This window comes from Candidatus Palauibacter sp., from assembly GCF_965237495.1.
Taxonomy (GTDB): Bacteria; Gemmatimonadota; Gemmatimonadetes; order Palauibacterales; family Palauibacteraceae; genus Palauibacter.
In genome coordinates this window covers 3,078,005-3,094,738 of sequence record NZ_OZ250143.1, presented here as the reverse complement: position 1 = coordinate 3,094,738, position 16,734 = coordinate 3,078,005, and the positions used below count along the sequence as shown (strand labels likewise).

The window sequence follows — 16,734 nt, the reverse complement described above, 5'->3', positions numbered from 1 at the left end:
TTTCGGAATCGCCGGATGGTCAAGGGCACCGCCGGCCGGCCGGGAGCCGACATCGCCCGCACGGGGGGAGGAACCGGATGTCCCGAATCTTGCCGAAGCCGCTCGTTGTGTCGCTGAGATCGCTGATCCTCGCGGTGATCGCGGGGGTTCCGTCCGGAGGGTTCGTATCGGCCGCCGCCCAGGATCACACGATCATCGCGCTCAGCCATTCCGACTTCACGGCCTACGAACTCGACCCGGCGAGCGGCCGCATCGTGAATCAGTTCACGGCCAGGAACCAGCCGCACGAAGCGGTCGCAGCGCCCGACGGACGCACCATCTTCGTGGCCATCCCGCAGAACCCCCCGTACATCGTGATCCTCGACGGCGAGACCTTCGAGGAGAGGGGGAGGATCGAGTCGGAGTACTTCCAGCGTGCTCCGGAGCAGCGCCAGCTCGGGTCCGAAATGATCACGAACCGGTCGGCGCTCCCGCACGGCGTCGCGCTCAACCGGGCGGGGACGAAGCTGTACATCGGCGTGGAGTGGTCAGAGGTGCCGGGGATCGTGGTGTATGATGTGTCGCGCGGTGAAGTGAGCGGGAAGATCGATCTCCTCCTGGAGGGCGGGCACTTCCTCGCGGTCGACCCCCGGAGCGACAAGCTCTACTACCCGCACCGGGACGATGACCGCGTCGTCGTGATCGACACGCGCACCGACGAGATCGTGAAGATCATCGACGTGCCCGGCGGACCGGTCGGGGTCGACTTCACGCCGGGCGGGGAAGCGTGGGTACATTCGGACTACGATGGAACGGTCACCGTGATCGACACGTCGACCGACGAGGTGGTCGAGACGATCGATACGGGCGGCTGGGGGGCGGGCCGCATCTCGGTCTCGCCCGACGGACGGTTCGCCGCGTCCACCCGGAACGACACCGAGAACGTGGCCATCATCAACGTCGAGACGCGGCAGGTGGCGGGACACGTCACGCTCGGGCCCGGCCCCGGGTTCCCGCTCTTCTCGCCCGACGGCCGCCGGCTCTACGTGATGAGCTCGGGGGTCGGGGATGTCGCCGTCATCGAGGTGGGAGACGACGGTGCGGGAACCGTCGAGGCCCGATATCCCGTCGGCGTTAATCCTTTCGGCGGGACCCTGCGACACATCCGCTCGAACTAGCTTCGAGCTCGCGGATTCGGCGGACTCCCAGGTGGCATTCGGACCGCCGCCCCCGCATCTTCGACGCCCGAACCCCGATGACGCCCGGCGGGCTGGAGCGAGGAGTACACCAATGAGAGTTCGATCGAGAGTTCGACCCGTTTTCCTGTTCCTGGCGGCGCTGTCGACCGGTCTCGCGTCGAGTCCGGCCCTCGCGCAGCAGGACTTCTCGGCCGTCCAGATCGAAGCCACGCACGTCGCGGGTACCGTCTGGATGCTGGTCGGGCAGGGCGGGAACATCGGCGTGTCCTCGGGGCCCGACGGCGTGCTGATGGTCGACGACCAGTTCGCCCCGCTGGCGGACAAGATCCGCGCTGCCCTGCGCGAAGTGGGGCAGTCGGAGGAAGCGGCGGAGCCGAGGTTCCTCCTCAACACGCATTTCCACGGCGACCACACGGGCGGCAACGCCGATTTCGGCGACGCATCGACGATCGTGGCGCACACGAACGTGCGGTCGAGGCTGGCGGCGGGGGGCTCGCCCGATGAGGCGCTGCCCGTGGTCACGTTCGACCAGGCCCTCTCGATCCACTTCAACGGCGAGGAGATCCGGGCGTTCCACATCCCGAACGGACACACGGACGGGGACGCGCTCATCTACTTCATGGATTCCAACGTCCTCCATATGGGCGACGACTTCTTCTCCGGCCGCTTCCCCTTCGTCGACATCGACAGCGGCGGGAGCGTGGAGGGACTCGCGCGCGGCATCCAGGGCGTGCTGGACAATGTACCCGCCGACATCCGGCTCATCCCCGGGCACGGACCACTCTCTGCGGTCGACGACCTGCGGACGTACCACCGCATGATCACGGAAACGATCGCGATGGTCCGGGGCAAGATCGACCGCGGGATGAGCAGCGAGGAGGTCCAGGGCGAGGGCGTCGCCGACGAGTGGGCCGACTGGGCTTGGGAATTCATTTCCGCGGAGCGCTGGCTCGACACCGTGCATCGCAGCCTTTCCGGCGGGGTGGGTGCCGAGAACACCGAACACGGACACGGGCCGGGTGCGTCACACCGCTGATGACCGCGGACGGTTACAACGCCGGATACGCCGAGCGGCTCTACGAACGGGAGCTTCGCGCGAGAGGCGTGATTCCGCCCGCGCTGGCCGGCTGGGATCCAGCGACCGCGCCGGCGCTCGAATCGCTCCCGAGGATTGCGCCGCCGCCCCCGCCGCCTCCGCTGGCGGTGGCCGAGGTCGTCGCGACCGAGGATCTGCGACTCGCGGCGATCGCGGGGGCCCTGGTGGAGGCCTACCGCGCATACGGCCACCTGGGCGCGCGGATCGACCCCCTGGGCTCCGCGCCCCCGCGACACCCCCTGCTGGAACCGGAATACCACGGGATCCAGCGAGAGGAGCTCGCGCGAGTGCCGGCGTCCGCCGTCTGGCTCAAGCATCTGGGGGACAATGCGGCCGAGGTGCTGGATCGCATGCAGGAGATCTACTGCGGGCCGATCGGCTATGAGCTGGACCAGATGGAGGACCCGGCCCAGCGTGGCTGGCTGGTGGACTACATCGAGTCGCACCGTCACCGCCTCCTCATGAGCCGGACGCGGGCGCGCAACTGTCTCGAGTGGCTGACCCGCGTCGAAGGACTCGAGCGCTTCCTGCACCGCACCTACCTGGGGAAGAAACGCTTCTCGGTCGAGGGGCTCGACATGCTCGTCCCCATGCTGCGGGGGCTCATCGGCGGGGCCGGCCGGCGCGGCGCGCGGCAGGTGTTCCTCGGGATGGCGCACCGCGGCCGCCTCAACGTGCTGGCCCACGTCATGGGCCTCTCCTACGAGTCGATCGTGGCGGAGTTCGAGGAGCAGGCCGCGCGCGGGATCATGACCGCCCTCCCGGAGCACGGGTCCGGTGACGTGAAGTATCACATCGGAAGCAGGTCGCAGGTCGCCGAGGACGAAGTCCAACTCGACGTGCGGCTGGCCCCCAATCCGAGCCATCTCGAACACGTGAATCCGGTCGTGCTCGGCATGGCGCGCGCGGCGCGCTTCACCGGCGAGTCCGCCGACGCCTCGGCCATCCTCCCCATCCTCATCCACGGTGACGCCTCCTTCGCGGGCCAGGGCGTGGTCGCCGAGACGCTGAACCTGTGCCGGCTCTCCGCCTACGAGACCGGCGGCACCCTCCACATCATCACGAACAACCAGCTCGGCTTCACGACTCTCCCCGGCGAGAGCCGTTCGACCCGCTACGCGAGCGACTTGGCCCTGGGCTTCCGGCTCCCGGTCGTGCACGTCAACGCCGACGACCCCGAGGCCTGCATGGCGGCCGTGCGGCTCGCCATCGACTACCGGTTCGAGTTCGGGGAGGACATCGTCATCGACCTCGTGGGCTACCGTCGCTACGGCCACAACGAGGGGGACGAACCGTCCTACACGCAGCCCGTGATGTACGGTCGGATCCTCGGGCACCCTCGCGTTCGGGAGCAGTTCGCGGGGGTCGTGGTCGAGCGGGGCCTCCTCACCGAGGGTGAGGTCGATGCGATGGTCGGGGACGTGGACGCCGAACTGGAGGCGGCGAGGGGCGCGATCGCGGCGCACAAGGAAGAGGAGGCGCGCACGGGCGGGTCACCGGATGTGGCGTGGCTCACGGACCCGGCCGAGCAGCCGCGGCCGACGGGCCTCGGCGAGGCCCGGCTCCGGGAGCTGAACGACGCGATCCACCGCTGGCCGTCGGACTTCACCCCTTTCCACAAGCTCGGGCGCCAACTGGAACGGCGCCGCGCCGCGCTGGACCAGGGGATCGACTGGGGGCACGCGGAAGCTCTCGCCCTCGCGGGTCTGCTGACCGAAGGCGTTCCCGTCCGGCTCACCGGCGAGGACAGCGAGCGCGGCACGTTCTCGCACCGGCACCTGGTCCTCCACGACGCGGAGAACGGGCGTAGATACACGCCCATCGCCCACATCGAGGATGGGCAGGCACCGTTCAAGATCGCCAACAGCCCCCTGTCCGAGATCGCCACCCTCGGCTTCGAGTACGGCTTCTCGACGATCGCGGCCAACGCGCTCGTCATGTGGGAGGCCCAGTTCGGAGACTTCGCAAACGTCGGCCAGGCGATCATCGACCAGTTCGTCGTGTCGGGCCGCTCGAAGTGGGGCCTGGAGTCGCGGCTCGTCCTGCTCCTCCCACACGGCTCCGAGGGACAGGGACCGGAACATTCGAGCGCCCGGCTCGAACGCTTCCTGCAACTCGCCGCCGAGGGGAACATCCGCGTCGTCAACTGCACGACGCCCGCACAGTACTTCCACGTCCTCCGCTGGCAGGCGCTCCGCGCCACCTGCCGCCCGCTCATCGTGATGACGCCGAAGAGCCTGCTGCGCCACCCCCGGGCCCGCTCGACGCTCGCCGATCTCACGGACGCCGAGTTCCGGGCAGTGCTCCCGGACCAGGGACTGGCCGTCGAGCCCCACCGCGTGGACCGGGTCCTCATCTGCAGCGGGAAGGTCTACTTCGACCTGCTCGCGGAGGCCCCCGCCGAACGCGACATCCCGATCCTCCGCGTGGAACAGCCGTATCCGTTCCCGGCCGAGGAGCTTGCGTCCGCGTTGGCTCCCTACGGGCGCGCGGCCGAGATCTGCTGGGTGCAGGAGGAACCGCGGAACATGGGCGCCTGGACGTCCGTGCGGCCGCACCTGCGCCAACTCATCGGCCGCGAGCCGGTCTACATCGGCCGCCCCGAGCGCGCGAGCCCCGCCGAGGGCTACTTCGGCAAACACGCCCGCCGCCAGCAGCGCCTCCTCCGGGCCGCCCTGCGGCTGGACTGATGTGACCGGCAGGCGCGCGCCGCGGTAGCGATATCGGCATAACCTTCCCCCATGCCAACCCACTGGGCCATCGACCTCGGCACGTCCAACACGACCATCTGCGAAGATCGGTCCGGCCGGCCGCACATCGTGAACCTGCCGGACCTCGCGAAGCTCGAGCCCCTCACCCAGACCCCGGTCCTGCCGTCATGCGTATGCGTCCTGGACCGGGACGGTGAAGACGTCCTGATCGGCCAGGAAGCCGTTACCTACAACTGGGACGGACAGGCCGCGGGCTTCGCGCGCGGGTTCAAGCACTACCTCGGCACGGAGAGCGGCCGGGCCGTGGCGCGCGTGGGCGGGAGGACCTTCACCGCCCAGGACGTGGCTTCGTTCTTCCTCCGGGAGGTCATCAGCAAGCTCGAGGCGCAATTCGGCGAAGACATCACCGACATCACCATCGCCACGCCAAGCGGTTTCTACGAAACGTACCGGGCCGAGCTGCAGGCGATCATCCGGGGTGTGAAGCACCGCGGCTGGTGGGAGCGCATGTGGGCGCGCCTCCGAGGGAAGTCGACCCGGATCGTGTTCCGCACGCTCGACGAGCCCGTGGCGGCCGCGCTCGGTTACGGCGTGGATGTCGGACGCCCCACCACGCTCGTAGCCTTCGATTTTGGTGGTGGATCGATGGAAGCCGCCATCGTACGGACCCACGGCGCGCGGCCGGTCGAGACCGGTCAGGCGGAGGTGCTGGGGAAACAGGCCGTGGAACTCGGCGGTGACGATGTCGACCGCTGGATTCTGGAGCGGTTCGTTCCGACGGCCATGCATGATTGGCCCGAATGGGAGGTCGCGCTCCGATGGGAGGCCGAGCGCGTGAAGCTGCTCGCGAGCGCCGGGATGGAGGGGGACTTCACCTTCCGCACCGAGACGTATGGGAAGCTGGACTACAACGTCTTGAGCGACATTCTCGCCGAAAACGGCCTGTACTCGCGGATGCGGGAGCTCCTCGACGCCTTGCTCACCGAGCTGCGCACCCGTCATGGCGTGCCCGCCTCCGGCATCGACGATGTGATCCTCGAGGGTGGGTCCACGCTCCTTCCGGAAGTGCGCAACGTCGTGGGCGATGTGCTCGGCCGGGAGAAGGTACGGGAGTGGCTCCCCTTCGCGAGTGTGGCGCGCGGTGCGTGCATCTTCGCGGGCGGCGCGCACGTCGAGGACTTCATCTACCACGACTATGCGCTTCGCGTCTTGCCCCACCACGACACGGAGGCCGAGTACGAGCTGCTCATCCCCGGTGGAACGAGCTTCCCGACGGTCGACAACTTCGTGACGCGCTACTACGCCTCCGGCTTCGATGGGCAGGAGCACATCAACCTCTTCATCTGCGAGGTCGGGCGCGTCGCCGGGCGTCCGATCGACTGGACCGAGCGAGCCAATGGGTCCCGCTATTTCGTGCCCGGGACCGCGGGCGAACGGGCCTTCTGCCTGTGCCTCAACGAGGCGGACCCGGGGCTGCCGCTCAACCCGGCCGGCCGAGGAACGGCACCCCGGCTGCGCGTAACCTACGCGGTGGACGAGAACCGCTGGTTGTGTGTTACCGTTCACGACCTGCACCGGAAGACCGACCTGATGGTCGAGCACCCGGTGGTACGATTACGATGAACGCAGGGGATGCGATGAGCGCCGGGGAATCCGCCGAGTGAGCTTGCTCAAGGCCCTCTTCGGGCCGAGCCGGGAGAAGATCTGGCGGCAGCTCTCCTCGGAGGTGGGCGGGCAGTTCCACGCAGGAGGCTTGTTCAGCCAGTTTGCCGTCCAGGCCCGCGCCGACGACTGGATCATCACCCTCGACACGTACACGCAGTACGCCAGCAACTCGAGCCAGACCTTCACGAGACTTCGCGCTCCCTATTTCAATCCGGAAGGCTTCAGGTTCGAAGTCTACCGGGCGGGCTTGTTCAGCGGGCTGGGGAAGGTGCTGGGCATGGAGGATATCGAGGTCGGCCACCATCGCTTCGATCGGGACTTCGTCATCAAGGGCAATGCGCCGCGACGCGTGCGGCGGCTCTTCGACAACAGGAAGATCCGTCATCTCATCGATGCCCAGCCGAAGATTCACCTGTCCGTCAAGGGGCACGACGGGTTGTTCGGCAAGTTCCCCGCCGGGGTGGACGAACTCCACTTCCGATCGACCGGGACCATCAAGGATCTCGCGCAGCTCCGGACCCTGTTCGACCTCTTCGCCGAGGTTCCGCAGCAGGTCTGTCACGAGGGAAAGGCGTATGAGGACGATGTCCGGATCCACATCCGGCGCCTGCGTGCGCCCGGAGGCCGGATCAAGGACAAGTGCGTCCTCTGGGAAGGCGACGCAGCCGCCGCACTCGGACGGCTGGGGGACCCCGCGGCCGTTCCGGCCCTCGCGTCCGTTCTCGAGGACGAGGACACCTTGCTCAGGGCCCGGGCCATCGAAGCACTCGCCCGGATTCAGGATCGGAAGGCGGTCGGCCCGCTCATCCGTCTTCTCGGCGATGCGCGAACGGCCGAGGTCGACGTTGACACGCTGCCGCGGTCCGCACAGGAATCCTTATGACCTATCCAACAGGAGGAGCCGGCCCAGCATGAACACCACACCCAGGAACCCCGTCCCCGCCCACCCCTCCGTCGCGGTCGCGATGGCCCTCGCCGCCTTCATGGCAGCCTGGCCCGCCTCCGCCACCGGGCTACCGGCCCAGGCGACCCCGCTGCCCGAACCGGGACAGAAGGTCGCCCTCGTCACCGGGTCGACCTCCGGGCTCGGCCGGGAACTCGCCCTGCGGCTGGGCGCGCGCGGCGATCACGTCATCGTCCACGGGCGCAGCGAGGAGCGGGGGGCGGAGGTGGTGGACGCCATCAATGCGAACGGACTCGGGAGCGCCCGCTTCTACCGCGCCGATTTCGCGTCGCTGAGCGAGGTCCGGCAGTTCGCCGAGACGCTGCTGGCCGACTACGACCGGCTGGACATCCTCATCAACAATGCAGGTTTCGGCTCGGCCCCGGACGAGCGGTTGCTCACCGAGGATGGGCACGAGTACCGCTTCCAGGTGAATTACCTCTCCACCTTTCTGCTCACGCACATGCTCATGCCGCGCCTCCTGGCCAGCGCGCCGTCCCGCATCGTGAACGTGTCGTCCGGTGCGCAGACTCCGATCGACTTCGACGACGTGATGATCGAGAAGAACTTCAGCGGCCGTCGTGCCTACGCCCAGAGCAAGCTGGCGCAGGTCATGTTCACCCTCGACCTGGCCGAGGAGCTGGACGGAAGCGGCATCGTGGTCGGCTCTCTGCACCCGGCTACCTACATGCCGACCGAGATGGTACGGCGGGCGGGTGCGACACCGCGCTCCACCATTGCCGAAGGTGCCGATGCGGTGATGCAGCTGGTCGACTCCGACGACTTCGAGAGCGGGCAGTACTTCAGCGGTCTTAGCCCCACCAACGGCAACGCCCAGGCTTACGATCCCGAGGCGCGTGCCAAACTCAGGCGACTGAGCCAGGAGTTGACCGGCATTCGCTGTCGGATGGGCCGCTGCCGGTTCGTTGGCGGGTCATCTGAGTAGCGAGTCGCCGCGCCAACCTGCCGGGGGTTCCGGGTCGTGTCGCGGGTGTCCGGGGTCAGCGGATCCGGGTCTGGATCGTCCGCTTCATGTCCGAGAGCTCCGAGACGACCTTTTGATGAAGGGCGCCGAGCGCACGGCTGCTGCCCTCGTTCTCGGAATCGGAGAGTTCGTCCAGCCGGGTCTTCGCCCCGTCGTACTTCCGCTCCAGCCGGTCGATCATGGCCATGATCTGGACCTTCCGGCCGGCCCGGGCCTCCCGGAGCTTCACCCTCAGCTCCTCGGCCCCCTCACGGTACTTCTCGACCGTCGCGTTCGTTCGTTGCAGTAGCTGTTCGTAGTTTTCGGAAAGCTCCATCCAACTCGCCCTGGTCAGAAACTCAGCGGCGCGAAAATCACACCGGGATACGGCATGAGTTCGCGCCGTCAGGTTACGCTACAATTCTTACAATAGAGGCTGGAGGCACATCGGGGCACCCCTTCGGTCTCGGGGGCCGGATGCGGCGCCGTCTACGGTCCGCGCCCGGGGCTCCCCACGGCGATCGTCTCGCGCAACGGGACCTTGGGAAACGTCGTCGAATAGGCGCCGTACGCGAGCGCGAACAGCCCCAGGAAGCCGACCGAGATCATCGCTTCCGGCGGGCCGAGCGGCAGGCCTTCCCCGTGCCAGATCGACGGCGCCACCATGTTCCAGCGCTCCACCCAGAAGCCGATCAGGATCAGCGAGCCGACGAACGCGAGCCAGCGGGAACTCATCTTCGGGCTTCGACCCAGCAGGAAGGGGAAGGGGAGAGCGAAGATGAGCACCATCTGGAGCCAGAACATGAAGCCGAAGCCGCCCGTCGAGCGCGGCATGAAGAAGTTCGTCTCGCGCGGGATGTTGCCGTACCAGATCACGAGGTACTGGGCGAACCAGAGGTAGGTCCAGAAGGCGACGAAGGCGAAGGTCAGCTTCCCGAGATCGTGGAAATCCCACTTCCCCCACAGCTGGAGCCCGTCGAAGCGCCCGTTGTAGCGGTGGGCCATGATCGCGACGAGGGCGAGCATGCCGAGCCAGCCGCCGATGAAGTAGTACGGCCCCCAAATCATGCTCACGAACCCCGGCGTGAGCGACATGCCGAAGTCGAACGAGAGGAGCGAGAAGATGATCGCCCAACTCAGGATCAGCGCGGCCGACAGCCGTCCGATCCGGTTCCGGCAGCGCGTGACCTCCTCCTCATCCCCTCTCCAGCCCCGAGCGAAGAGAGAGACGACGCCCTTGCGCCAGCCGCGATGCTCGCCGGCGACCAGCGGGGCATCGGCCCGGATCGAATAGAAGAGCCACAGGAAGCCGAAGGCGTAGAGCAGCGCGATCAGGACCCCGTTCCGCAGGAAGACGCCGTCGAGCGTGAGCCAGTCGCGGTTCACATGTTCCGTCTCCACGGGCCCGAGCCAGGGGAAGATGTGCTCGGCGCCGAGGCGCAGAGTGAAGAAGAGCGCGAACGAAACGGGAAGAAACGCCCCCGCCGCCTCGGCCAGCCTCCGGAAGCTCTTCCCCCAGTGCCCTTTCGCGACCTGGAGCACGGCGCCGAACACGATCCCCGCCATCGAGATCGCGGTCCAGAAGAGGAAGTTCGACCACACGCTCATCCAGGCGCGCTGGGCATCGCCCCCCACCGTCGTCGCGAACCCCACCGCGCCGATGGCGACCGCGGCCCCCCACACGATGAGCCACGGCATCGGAATCCGGCCGCCGATCGTCTTCAGCGCCTCGCTCGTGGCGACGCTCGGGCGACCGGCGCTCACTGGCCGCCTCCCGTGCTTCCGGTGCCGCCGGTCTCTCCCGGCGTCTCCTCCGCCTCCTCGGCCGCGGCTGCCGCAGCTTCGGCCGCGGCTGCCGCCGCTTCCTCGGCCACCGCCTCCGCCTGCAGGCGCCGCACGTGCGCGACGAGATACCAGCGGTCCATGGCCGGGATGCGCGGGTAGGCGGGCATCAACCCGCGCCCGTTCGTGATCATGCCCCAGATGTACCCGTCCGTGTAACCACGCGTGAGCTCGCCGCGAATGTTGAGGAGAGGGATGGCGGGAATCCGGTTCTGCCCCACCACGGAGCCGTCTCCCGCCCCCGTCACGCCGTGGCAGGGGGTGCAGAACTGGCCGAACAGCTCCTCGCCCCGGGCCAGATCGGCCTCCGTCCCCGCGATCGGGCTCGACAGCACGGTGTCGGCCGCCATCAGGTCGTAAGTGCGCTGGCCGTTGATCGGCATCGTACCGGGTACGGGCAGCCGCGCCTGCTCCTCGAACGCCTCGACGGAGGGCTGCCAGGACATCGTGCTGAACAACGGCGTGCGCTTCTCGATGTGCTTGATCTGGTCGTCGCAGGCGCCGGCCGCGAAGGCGGCCAACAGCACGACCACAGCCCCGCGGCCAGTCATCCCTGCACCTCCACTTCGACCGCGGAGGTGTCCCGCACGAGAGCCTCGGCGGCGGCGCGGCCCTCGCCCTCGGACGGGACGAAGATGCCCCACCGATCCACCGAGAAGGACGTGCGATACGCCGGGTCGAGCTTGATCACCGGCCGCTTCGTATGCACGAGCAGCGCCACGAGCCCGAAGATCCCGGTCAGCAGCACGGTGAGTTCGAACATGAACACGACGAACGGGGGCAGCGACACGAGCGGCTTGCCCTGCGTGACGAGCGGGTAGGCCAGCGATGTGCCGGCCGTGAGCAGCAGCCCCAGCATGCAGCCGGTGATCGCGCCCGTCAGTGCCCACACGCGCACCGGCGAGGAGTGGATGTCCATCGCCTCCTCGATCTCGGGCGAGGGGATCGGCGAGAACACCTCGATGTCGCGGTGTCCCGCGTTCCGCAGCCGCTCGATCGCGTCGATCGTGCCGGGAAGCGTGTCGTACTGCCCGAGGACGCCGCTACTCATGGCCGTCCCCCTGGCCCATTGGCCCATTTCCGTGCCCCTTCCCGTGCTGGTGTACGAGATGTTCCTTCACCTCGGCGATGGAGATCACCGGCAGGCTGCGCGAGAAGAGGAGGAACCAGAAGAAGAACCAGCAGAAGCTGCCGGCGAGGATCGACAGCTCCACCCAGCTCGGTACGTAGAGCCCCCAACCCCCCGGTTCGTACTCGTGGGCGAGCGAGGTCACGATGATGACGAAGCGCTCGTACCACATCCCGATGTTCACGAAGATCGTGAGCGCGAAGAGTGCCGGCAGCGTCGTTCGCATCTTCTTGAACCACAGCGCCTGCGGCACGATCACATTGCAGAACACCATGACCCAGAACGGGAGCGCGTAGTCTCCGAACGCCCGCCAGCGGAAGCTCTCGAGCTCGATCGGATCGGCCGAGTAGTAGGCGAGGAAGAACTCCGTCCCGTAGGAGAATCCGACGATGAGCGACGTCAGGAGAACCAGCTTCGCCATGTTCTCGAAGTGCTTCCTGGTGATGTACGCCTCGAGCCCGAACGCCCACCGCAGCGGGATCATGAGCGTGATCACGAGCGCGACCCCGCTGAAGATCGCCCCGGCCACGAAGTACGGCGCGAAAATCGTCGAGTGCCACCCCGGCACGATCGCGAGCGCGAAGTCCCACGAGACCACGGAGTGTACCGACAGCACCAGCGGCGTCGCGATCCCGGCCATGTAGAGGTAGATGCGGCGGTAGTGGCGCCACTCGCCCACCGTCCCCTGCCAGCCGAGCGAGAGCGCCCCGTAGATCTTGTACGCCCATCCCTTCGCCCGGTCCCGCAGGACCGCGAAATCGGGGATGAGGCCCGTGTACCAGAACAGGGCCGAGATTATGAGGTACGTCGACACCGCGAACACGTCCATCACGAGCGGTGACCGGAAGTCCGGCCAGATCTGCCGCTGCGACGGGTACGGCATGAGGTAGTAGAAGTACCAGACGCGGCCCAGATGGATGAGGGGGAAGAGTCCCGCCGTCATCACCGCGAAGATCGTCATCGCCTCCGCGGTCCGGTTGATCGTCGTGCGCCAGCCGGAGCGGAAGAGGTAGAGGATGGCCGAAATCAGCGTCCCGGAGTGGGCGATCCCGACCCAGAACACGAAGGTCGTGATGTACACGCCCCAGAACACCGGGTGCGTGATGCCCGCGACTCCGATCCCCGCGCCGATCTGGTAGAACCAGGCCCCGAACATGAGCGCGACGCCCGCCGCGGCGACGCCGAGCACGAGGAAGAAACGCTTCTCGGGCCGCGCGATCGGCCGCGTGATATCGCGGTTCGCGTCGGCCATCGTTGGACGGGAGGGCGCCTTCGCCTCCAGGGTGGCCATCAGTGCGCCTCTTCGCCTTCCGCGGCCGGCTCGCCGTGCCCACCGGCGGCCATGTGTCGGTGCGTCACGTCCTCGAGGTAGGTGATCGCGGGTCGCACGCCGAGTTCACCGAGCGCATGGTAGCCCCGGGCGCTCTTCGCCTTGCGCGAGACCTCGCTCTCCGGGTCCTTGAGGTTGCCGAAGGTGATCGCGTTGCTTGGACAACTGGCTTGACAGGCGGTGACCACCTCGCCGTCCCTCAGCGTCCGCCCCTCCTCCTTGGCGTCGATCTTCCCCTTGTTGATCCGGTGCACGCACATCGTGCACTTCTCCATCACCCCGACCTCGCGGACGGTGATGTCCGGATTCAGCTGCAGGTTCAGAGGCCACGGGAAAGCCTGATCGTCTCCCCGGCCGGGCGCATCGTAGTCGAACCAGTTGAAGCGCCGGACCTTGTAGGGACAGTTGTTCGCGCAGTACCGCGTGCCGACGCAGCGGTTGTAGACCTGGACGTTCAGTCCCTCGGGGTTGTGGTACGTCGCGTACACGGGGCACACCGGCTCGCACGGCGCGTCGCCGCAGTGCTGGCAGAGCATCGGCTGCTGGACCGTCTGGAACCCGCCGTCGTCCGTCTCCTCCTCGAAGCGGTGGATCCGCATCCACGACATCTCCCGTCTGAGGGCCGCCTGGTCCTCGCCCACGGTCGGGATGTTGTTCTCGGAGTAGCAGGCGGTGACGCAGGCGCCGCAGCCGGTGCAGGCGTTGAGGTCGATGGCCATGCCCCAGCGGTACGGGCTGTTCGGATCGGAGTCCCACGCGGCCTCGACCAGTTCGACGAGATCGATGTCGTGCGCCTCGATCTCGTGGAACGCGTCCTCGACGTTCATCGCGTGGACGATCTCGCGGTCCTGGTCGTCGTGGGACCCCTGGGTGATGACGAGCCGGGCCTGCTCGCCCGTGGCGGTGACCGTGACGGTCGCGCCCGCGTAGGCGAGGGCACCCGAGCCGGGGTCCGCGGTCGGCCCCAGCAGGTCGAGCGGGTTCACCCCGCGGCCGCGCGCGTGGCGACCGTATTCCGTGTGCCCCTGCCCGAGCGGGATCGCCACCGTATCGGGGCGGATGCCGCGGTACACGTAGGCCGGCGCCTCGATCGCGCCCTGGTCGGACTCGACGCGCACGAGGTCGCCTCGCTCCACGCCGAGCGACTCGGCCATGTCGGGGTGCATCTCCACCCACGAGTTCCATACGGCCTTGGTGATCGCGTCGGGCTGCTCCTGCATCCAGGAGCGGTTCGCGCCCCGCCCGTCGTAGAACTGGGCCGTCGGGTAGACGACGAGTCGCGTGCCCGAGGGCGCCTGCGGGGAGGCGAAGCCGCCCATGGCGCCAGCCCCGGCGGTCGCGTCGCCGTTCCCCGGCACCGCCGCCGTCTCCGAGGCGTCGGCGCCGGTCCATGCCGCCGCCGTGGCGCCGCCGAGCCGGAGCGCGTCCAGCCAGGCGTCGTGGCTCCCGAGGCGTGCGGTCCAGGCGTTCCTGAGCACGGTCGCGAAATCGGCCGCGCCGAACGCCGCCCCCTGGCCCACGGCGTTCGCGACCTCGAGGAGCAGGTCCTCGCGCTGCCGGCTGTCGAACACCGGGTGCATGAGGGGCTGTCCCAGCGCCATCGCGCCGCCCGCGAGTTCGGCGTCGCACCACGACTCGAGTGCGTGATGGGAAGGGAGAGTCCAGCCGCAGGCCGCGGCCGTCTCGTCGAGGTGCGGCGTGATCGCGACCGTGTTCGCCACGTCGGCCATCGCCTCCGCGAACCCGGCCGAGGCGGGGAGCGCGTAGGCGGGGTTGCACCCGGCCACGATGAGCGTGCGGACCTGGCCGGTCCGCATGCGCCCGATCAGCGCCTGCATGTCGGCGAAACCGGCCGTCGTGCCGGCCGGGGCGCCCGCGCCCGGGAAGACCGCGCGCCCGACCGCGCCCAGCACCTCGTTCAGCGCCGCGACCGCCGCGTGCGCCTGCCGGGCGTCCGCGCCCTGCGACTCGAGCCCGGGCGGGATCGCGACCGGGCTCTCCGCGGCCGCGAGTTCCTCTCCGAGCGCGCGGATCGCGTCAGCCGAAACCCCCGCCGCGTCCGCGACCGACTCCGGCGGCACGTTCGGCAACCCGGCCGGGAGCGCCACGCCCCGCGCCGCGGCGGCCACGCCCGCCACGGCGAGCGCCACCGCGCCCTCCGTTCCTCCGCGCGCCTCGATCCAGTCGTCCGCGTTGGCGCCCGTGAGCGACAGGCGCGGGCCGACGAAGGTGAACTTCGCGTGCCGGTGCGCCTCGACGTCCCGCGCCGCCGCGAATCCCGCCGAGAGCTGCGTGGGGGCGAGCCATGTGCCGAGGAAATCGGCCCCGAAGCAGACGATCCGGTCGGCTCCGGAGAGATCGAAGCGAGGCATGCCCGCCCCGCCGCTCACGTCCGCCGTGCCGGCCGCCAGCGCCCCGTTCCCGAACGGCTCCCAGGCGATGTGCTCGACGCCCATCACGCGCGCCCACTGGGCGATGAAACGGGCCGTCGTCCCCGTCACCCGCCCGGTCAACAACACCGCGCCGCCGACCCGAACCGCGTCCGTGAGGGCGGCCGTCGCATCCTCCCAGTTCGCGTACTGGAAGGGGGGCGCCCCCGCCTCGGTCGACGGATTGCGCCGCACCGGCTGGCTCACCCGATCCGGGTCGTAGAGATCCTGCAGCGTGGAGTGCGTGAGCGACGAGAGCCCGCTCGTGCCGCCCCCGAACCGATCGTTGGGACTCAGGCCGAGGACGCGGCCATCGCGCACCTGCGCGTGGACCGGCACGGGCTCCGGCCCCCCGTCGGGAAGGACCGTCGCGTACGTGTCGGAAACGCCCGGCGTGATCCCCTCTTCCTCGACGAGGTGCGGGATGAGCTTGTCCGCGAAGCGCGGCGGACCGCACGCCGCCATGGTCGCGGCCCCGGCCCCCGAGGTCCCGAGCACCTGGAGGAAGCGGCGGCGCGACGTGCCGTTCACCCCCGACGGCTCCGACTCGGGTCGGGCGCCGCCCGGGCAGGCCCCGCCGCAACCGCAGCCGCCGTCGCCGTTCAGTAGTGACATGCCGCGCAATCCGTTGGGGCCCGGGTCTTCCCGTAGTCCGTGTCGATGTCCCGCGGGTAGAATCCCTCGGGCTGTCGAGGCGCCGGCGCCCGCGGCGGCGGGTTGTCCCGGGCAAGGGTGTGGTCCGTGGCGACGTCACTCTCGAGCGGCTGCTGCCGGTGGCATTCGAGACACCAGCCCATCGTCAGCGGCGCCCACTGGTAGATGCGGTCCATCTCCTCGACCGGACCGTGGCAGTCCTGGCATTCGAGGTTCCGCAGGTGAGCCTTGTGGCTGAACTGCACGAACTCGGGGAGCTTGTACACCCACTCCCACTCCACGGGCTCGCCGCGCGTCTCGTACGCGCGCAGTTCCTCGATCGGAGGCAGCCCCGTCCCCGCGATGCGGTGGCAGCCCATGCAGACCGCGAGCGACGGCACGACCCCGGAGACCGACCGTTCCGTCCCCACATGGCAGTACATGCAGTCGATCCGCAGGTCCGTCACGTGGAAGCGATGGTTGAACGGGATCGGCTGCTCGGGCCCGCGGGTCGCGTTCTCGTGATCGTAGATCGCGCGCCACTGCGCGGGCATCGTCGCGAGGTCCTGGTCTCCCGTGTACTGGGCGGCTTCCGCGGCGGTCTCGCCCTGGCCGGCCGCCTGCGCGTCCGTGCTCGCCCGCGCATGCAGGAACGCGGACGGATCGAGGCTCGCGGAGACGATCTCGATATCGCCGGTGGAGGGCCGGTACAGCGCCGTGGCGGCGGCGCCCAGGGCCACGGCAACGAGGACCGCGGCCGCGCGAGAGCTTATCTTCATCCGCCTCTCTGAGGGGGAATCGACGACGTGAATCA

At 68.8% G+C, this 16,734-nt stretch carries 13 protein-coding genes; 6 read left to right on the top strand and 7 right to left on the bottom strand.

Annotated features, from left to right (window positions below; genetic code table 11):
* Nucleotides 1-77: 77 nt before the first annotated feature.
* The 6 genes from ACPXY0_RS13560 to ACPXY0_RS13535 all read left to right on the top strand — a co-directional run bounded on the left by ACPXY0_RS13560 (nucleotide 78) and on the right by ACPXY0_RS13535 (nucleotide 8,539).
* Nucleotides 78-1,157, top strand: a complete 1,080-nt coding sequence (locus ACPXY0_RS13560; RefSeq protein ID WP_423925407.1) for a hypothetical protein — start codon at nucleotides 78-80, stop codon at nucleotides 1,155-1,157.
* Between the two features lie 112 nt (nucleotides 1,158-1,269).
* Nucleotides 1,270-2,214 carry an MBL fold metallo-hydrolase gene (locus ACPXY0_RS13555; RefSeq protein WP_423925405.1) on the top strand — a complete coding sequence of 315 codons (945 nt, stop codon included), beginning with the start codon at nucleotides 1,270-1,272 and terminating at the stop codon, nucleotides 2,212-2,214.
* Nucleotides 2,214-4,964, top strand: coding sequence for a 2-oxoglutarate dehydrogenase E1 component (locus ACPXY0_RS13550; RefSeq protein ID WP_423925403.1), 2,751 nt, complete (start codon nucleotides 2,214-2,216; stop codon nucleotides 4,962-4,964). The genes ACPXY0_RS13555 and ACPXY0_RS13550 overlap by 1 nt, the downstream gene beginning before the upstream one ends.
* A 51-nt stretch (nucleotides 4,965-5,015) precedes the next feature.
* Nucleotides 5,016-6,608, top strand: a complete 1,593-nt coding sequence (locus ACPXY0_RS13545) for an Hsp70 family protein (protein ID WP_423925401.1) — start codon at nucleotides 5,016-5,018, stop codon at nucleotides 6,606-6,608.
* 37 nt (nucleotides 6,609-6,645) lie between these two features.
* On the top strand, nucleotides 6,646-7,533 hold the full coding sequence (locus ACPXY0_RS13540) for a HEAT repeat domain-containing protein (RefSeq protein ID WP_423925399.1): 888 nt from the start codon (nucleotides 6,646-6,648) through the stop codon (nucleotides 7,531-7,533).
* Between the two features lie 28 nt (nucleotides 7,534-7,561).
* A complete protein-coding gene (locus ACPXY0_RS13535) occupies nucleotides 7,562-8,539 on the top strand; it encodes an SDR family oxidoreductase (RefSeq protein WP_423925397.1) in 978 nt (325 codons plus the stop codon).
* Nucleotides 8,540-8,594: 55 nt separating this feature from the next.
* On the opposite strand, the gene ACPXY0_RS13530 is transcribed toward ACPXY0_RS13535, so the two are convergent.
* The 7 genes from ACPXY0_RS13530 to ACPXY0_RS13500 all read right to left on the bottom strand — a co-directional run bounded on the left by ACPXY0_RS13530 (nucleotide 8,595) and on the right by ACPXY0_RS13500 (nucleotide 16,699).
* Nucleotides 8,595-8,894, bottom strand: coding sequence for a hypothetical protein (locus tag ACPXY0_RS13530; protein ID WP_419940286.1), 300 nt, complete (start codon nucleotides 8,892-8,894; stop codon nucleotides 8,595-8,597).
* Nucleotides 8,895-9,046: 152 nt separating this feature from the next.
* A complete protein-coding gene (locus ACPXY0_RS13525; RefSeq protein ID WP_423925395.1) occupies nucleotides 9,047-10,321 on the bottom strand; it encodes a hypothetical protein in 1,275 nt (424 codons plus the stop codon).
* Entirely contained in the window at nucleotides 10,318-10,950 is a 633-nt protein-coding gene (locus ACPXY0_RS13520; RefSeq protein WP_423925393.1) for a c-type cytochrome, read from the bottom strand. The genes ACPXY0_RS13525 and ACPXY0_RS13520 overlap by 4 nt, the downstream gene beginning before the upstream one ends.
* Nucleotides 10,947-11,450 (bottom strand): DUF3341 domain-containing protein, encoded by a 504-nt coding sequence (locus ACPXY0_RS13515; RefSeq protein ID WP_423925391.1) that lies wholly within the window; start codon nucleotides 11,448-11,450, stop codon nucleotides 10,947-10,949. The genes ACPXY0_RS13520 and ACPXY0_RS13515 overlap by 4 nt, the downstream gene beginning before the upstream one ends.
* Entirely contained in the window at nucleotides 11,443-12,819 is a 1,377-nt protein-coding gene (nrfD, locus tag ACPXY0_RS13510) for an NrfD/PsrC family molybdoenzyme membrane anchor subunit (RefSeq protein ID WP_423925389.1), read from the bottom strand. The genes ACPXY0_RS13515 and nrfD overlap by 8 nt, the downstream gene beginning before the upstream one ends.
* Nucleotides 12,819-15,902: a molybdopterin dinucleotide binding domain-containing protein gene (locus tag ACPXY0_RS13505; protein ID WP_423925387.1), complete on the bottom strand. Its 3,084-nt coding sequence runs from the start codon at nucleotides 15,900-15,902 to the stop codon at nucleotides 12,819-12,821. Before ACPXY0_RS13505 ends, nrfD begins: the two co-directional genes overlap by 1 nt.
* The gene (locus ACPXY0_RS13500; protein ID WP_423925385.1) at nucleotides 15,890-16,699 is read right to left on the bottom strand and encodes a cytochrome c3 family protein; all 810 of its coding nucleotides are present in this window, start codon (nucleotides 16,697-16,699) and stop codon (nucleotides 15,890-15,892) included. Before ACPXY0_RS13500 ends, ACPXY0_RS13505 begins: the two co-directional genes overlap by 13 nt.
* Between the last annotated feature and the right edge of the window lie 35 nt (nucleotides 16,700-16,734).

What these genes read in the sequence shown, in the direction of transcription:
- ACPXY0_RS13535 (WP_423925397.1), top strand. Translation starts at nt 7,562, where the DNA reads ATGAACACCACACCCAGGAACCCCGTCCCCGCCCACCCCTCCGTCGCG.
- ACPXY0_RS13520 (WP_423925393.1), bottom strand. Translation starts at nt 10,950, where the DNA reads ATGACTGGCCGCGGGGCTGTGGTCGTGCTGTTGGCCGCCTTCGCGGCC.
- ACPXY0_RS13530 (WP_419940286.1), bottom strand. Translation starts at nt 8,894, where the DNA reads ATGGAGCTTTCCGAAAACTACGAACAGCTACTGCAACGAACGAACGCG.
- ACPXY0_RS13555 (WP_423925405.1), top strand. Translation starts at nt 1,270, where the DNA reads ATGAGAGTTCGATCGAGAGTTCGACCCGTTTTCCTGTTCCTGGCGGCG.
- ACPXY0_RS13515 (WP_423925391.1), bottom strand. Translation starts at nt 11,450, where the DNA reads ATGAGTAGCGGCGTCCTCGGGCAGTACGACACGCTTCCCGGCACGATC.
- ACPXY0_RS13560 (WP_423925407.1), top strand. Translation starts at nt 78, where the DNA reads ATGTCCCGAATCTTGCCGAAGCCGCTCGTTGTGTCGCTGAGATCGCTG.
- ACPXY0_RS13505 (WP_423925387.1), bottom strand. Translation starts at nt 15,902, where the DNA reads ATGTCACTACTGAACGGCGACGGCGGCTGCGGTTGCGGCGGGGCCTGC.
- ACPXY0_RS13545 (WP_423925401.1), top strand. Translation starts at nt 5,016, where the DNA reads ATGCCAACCCACTGGGCCATCGACCTCGGCACGTCCAACACGACCATC.
- ACPXY0_RS13550 (WP_423925403.1), top strand. Translation starts at nt 2,214, where the DNA reads ATGACCGCGGACGGTTACAACGCCGGATACGCCGAGCGGCTCTACGAA.
- ACPXY0_RS13500 (WP_423925385.1), bottom strand. Translation starts at nt 16,699, where the DNA reads ATGAAGATAAGCTCTCGCGCGGCCGCGGTCCTCGTTGCCGTGGCCCTG.
- nrfD (WP_423925389.1), bottom strand. Translation starts at nt 12,819, where the DNA reads ATGGCCACCCTGGAGGCGAAGGCGCCCTCCCGTCCAACGATGGCCGAC.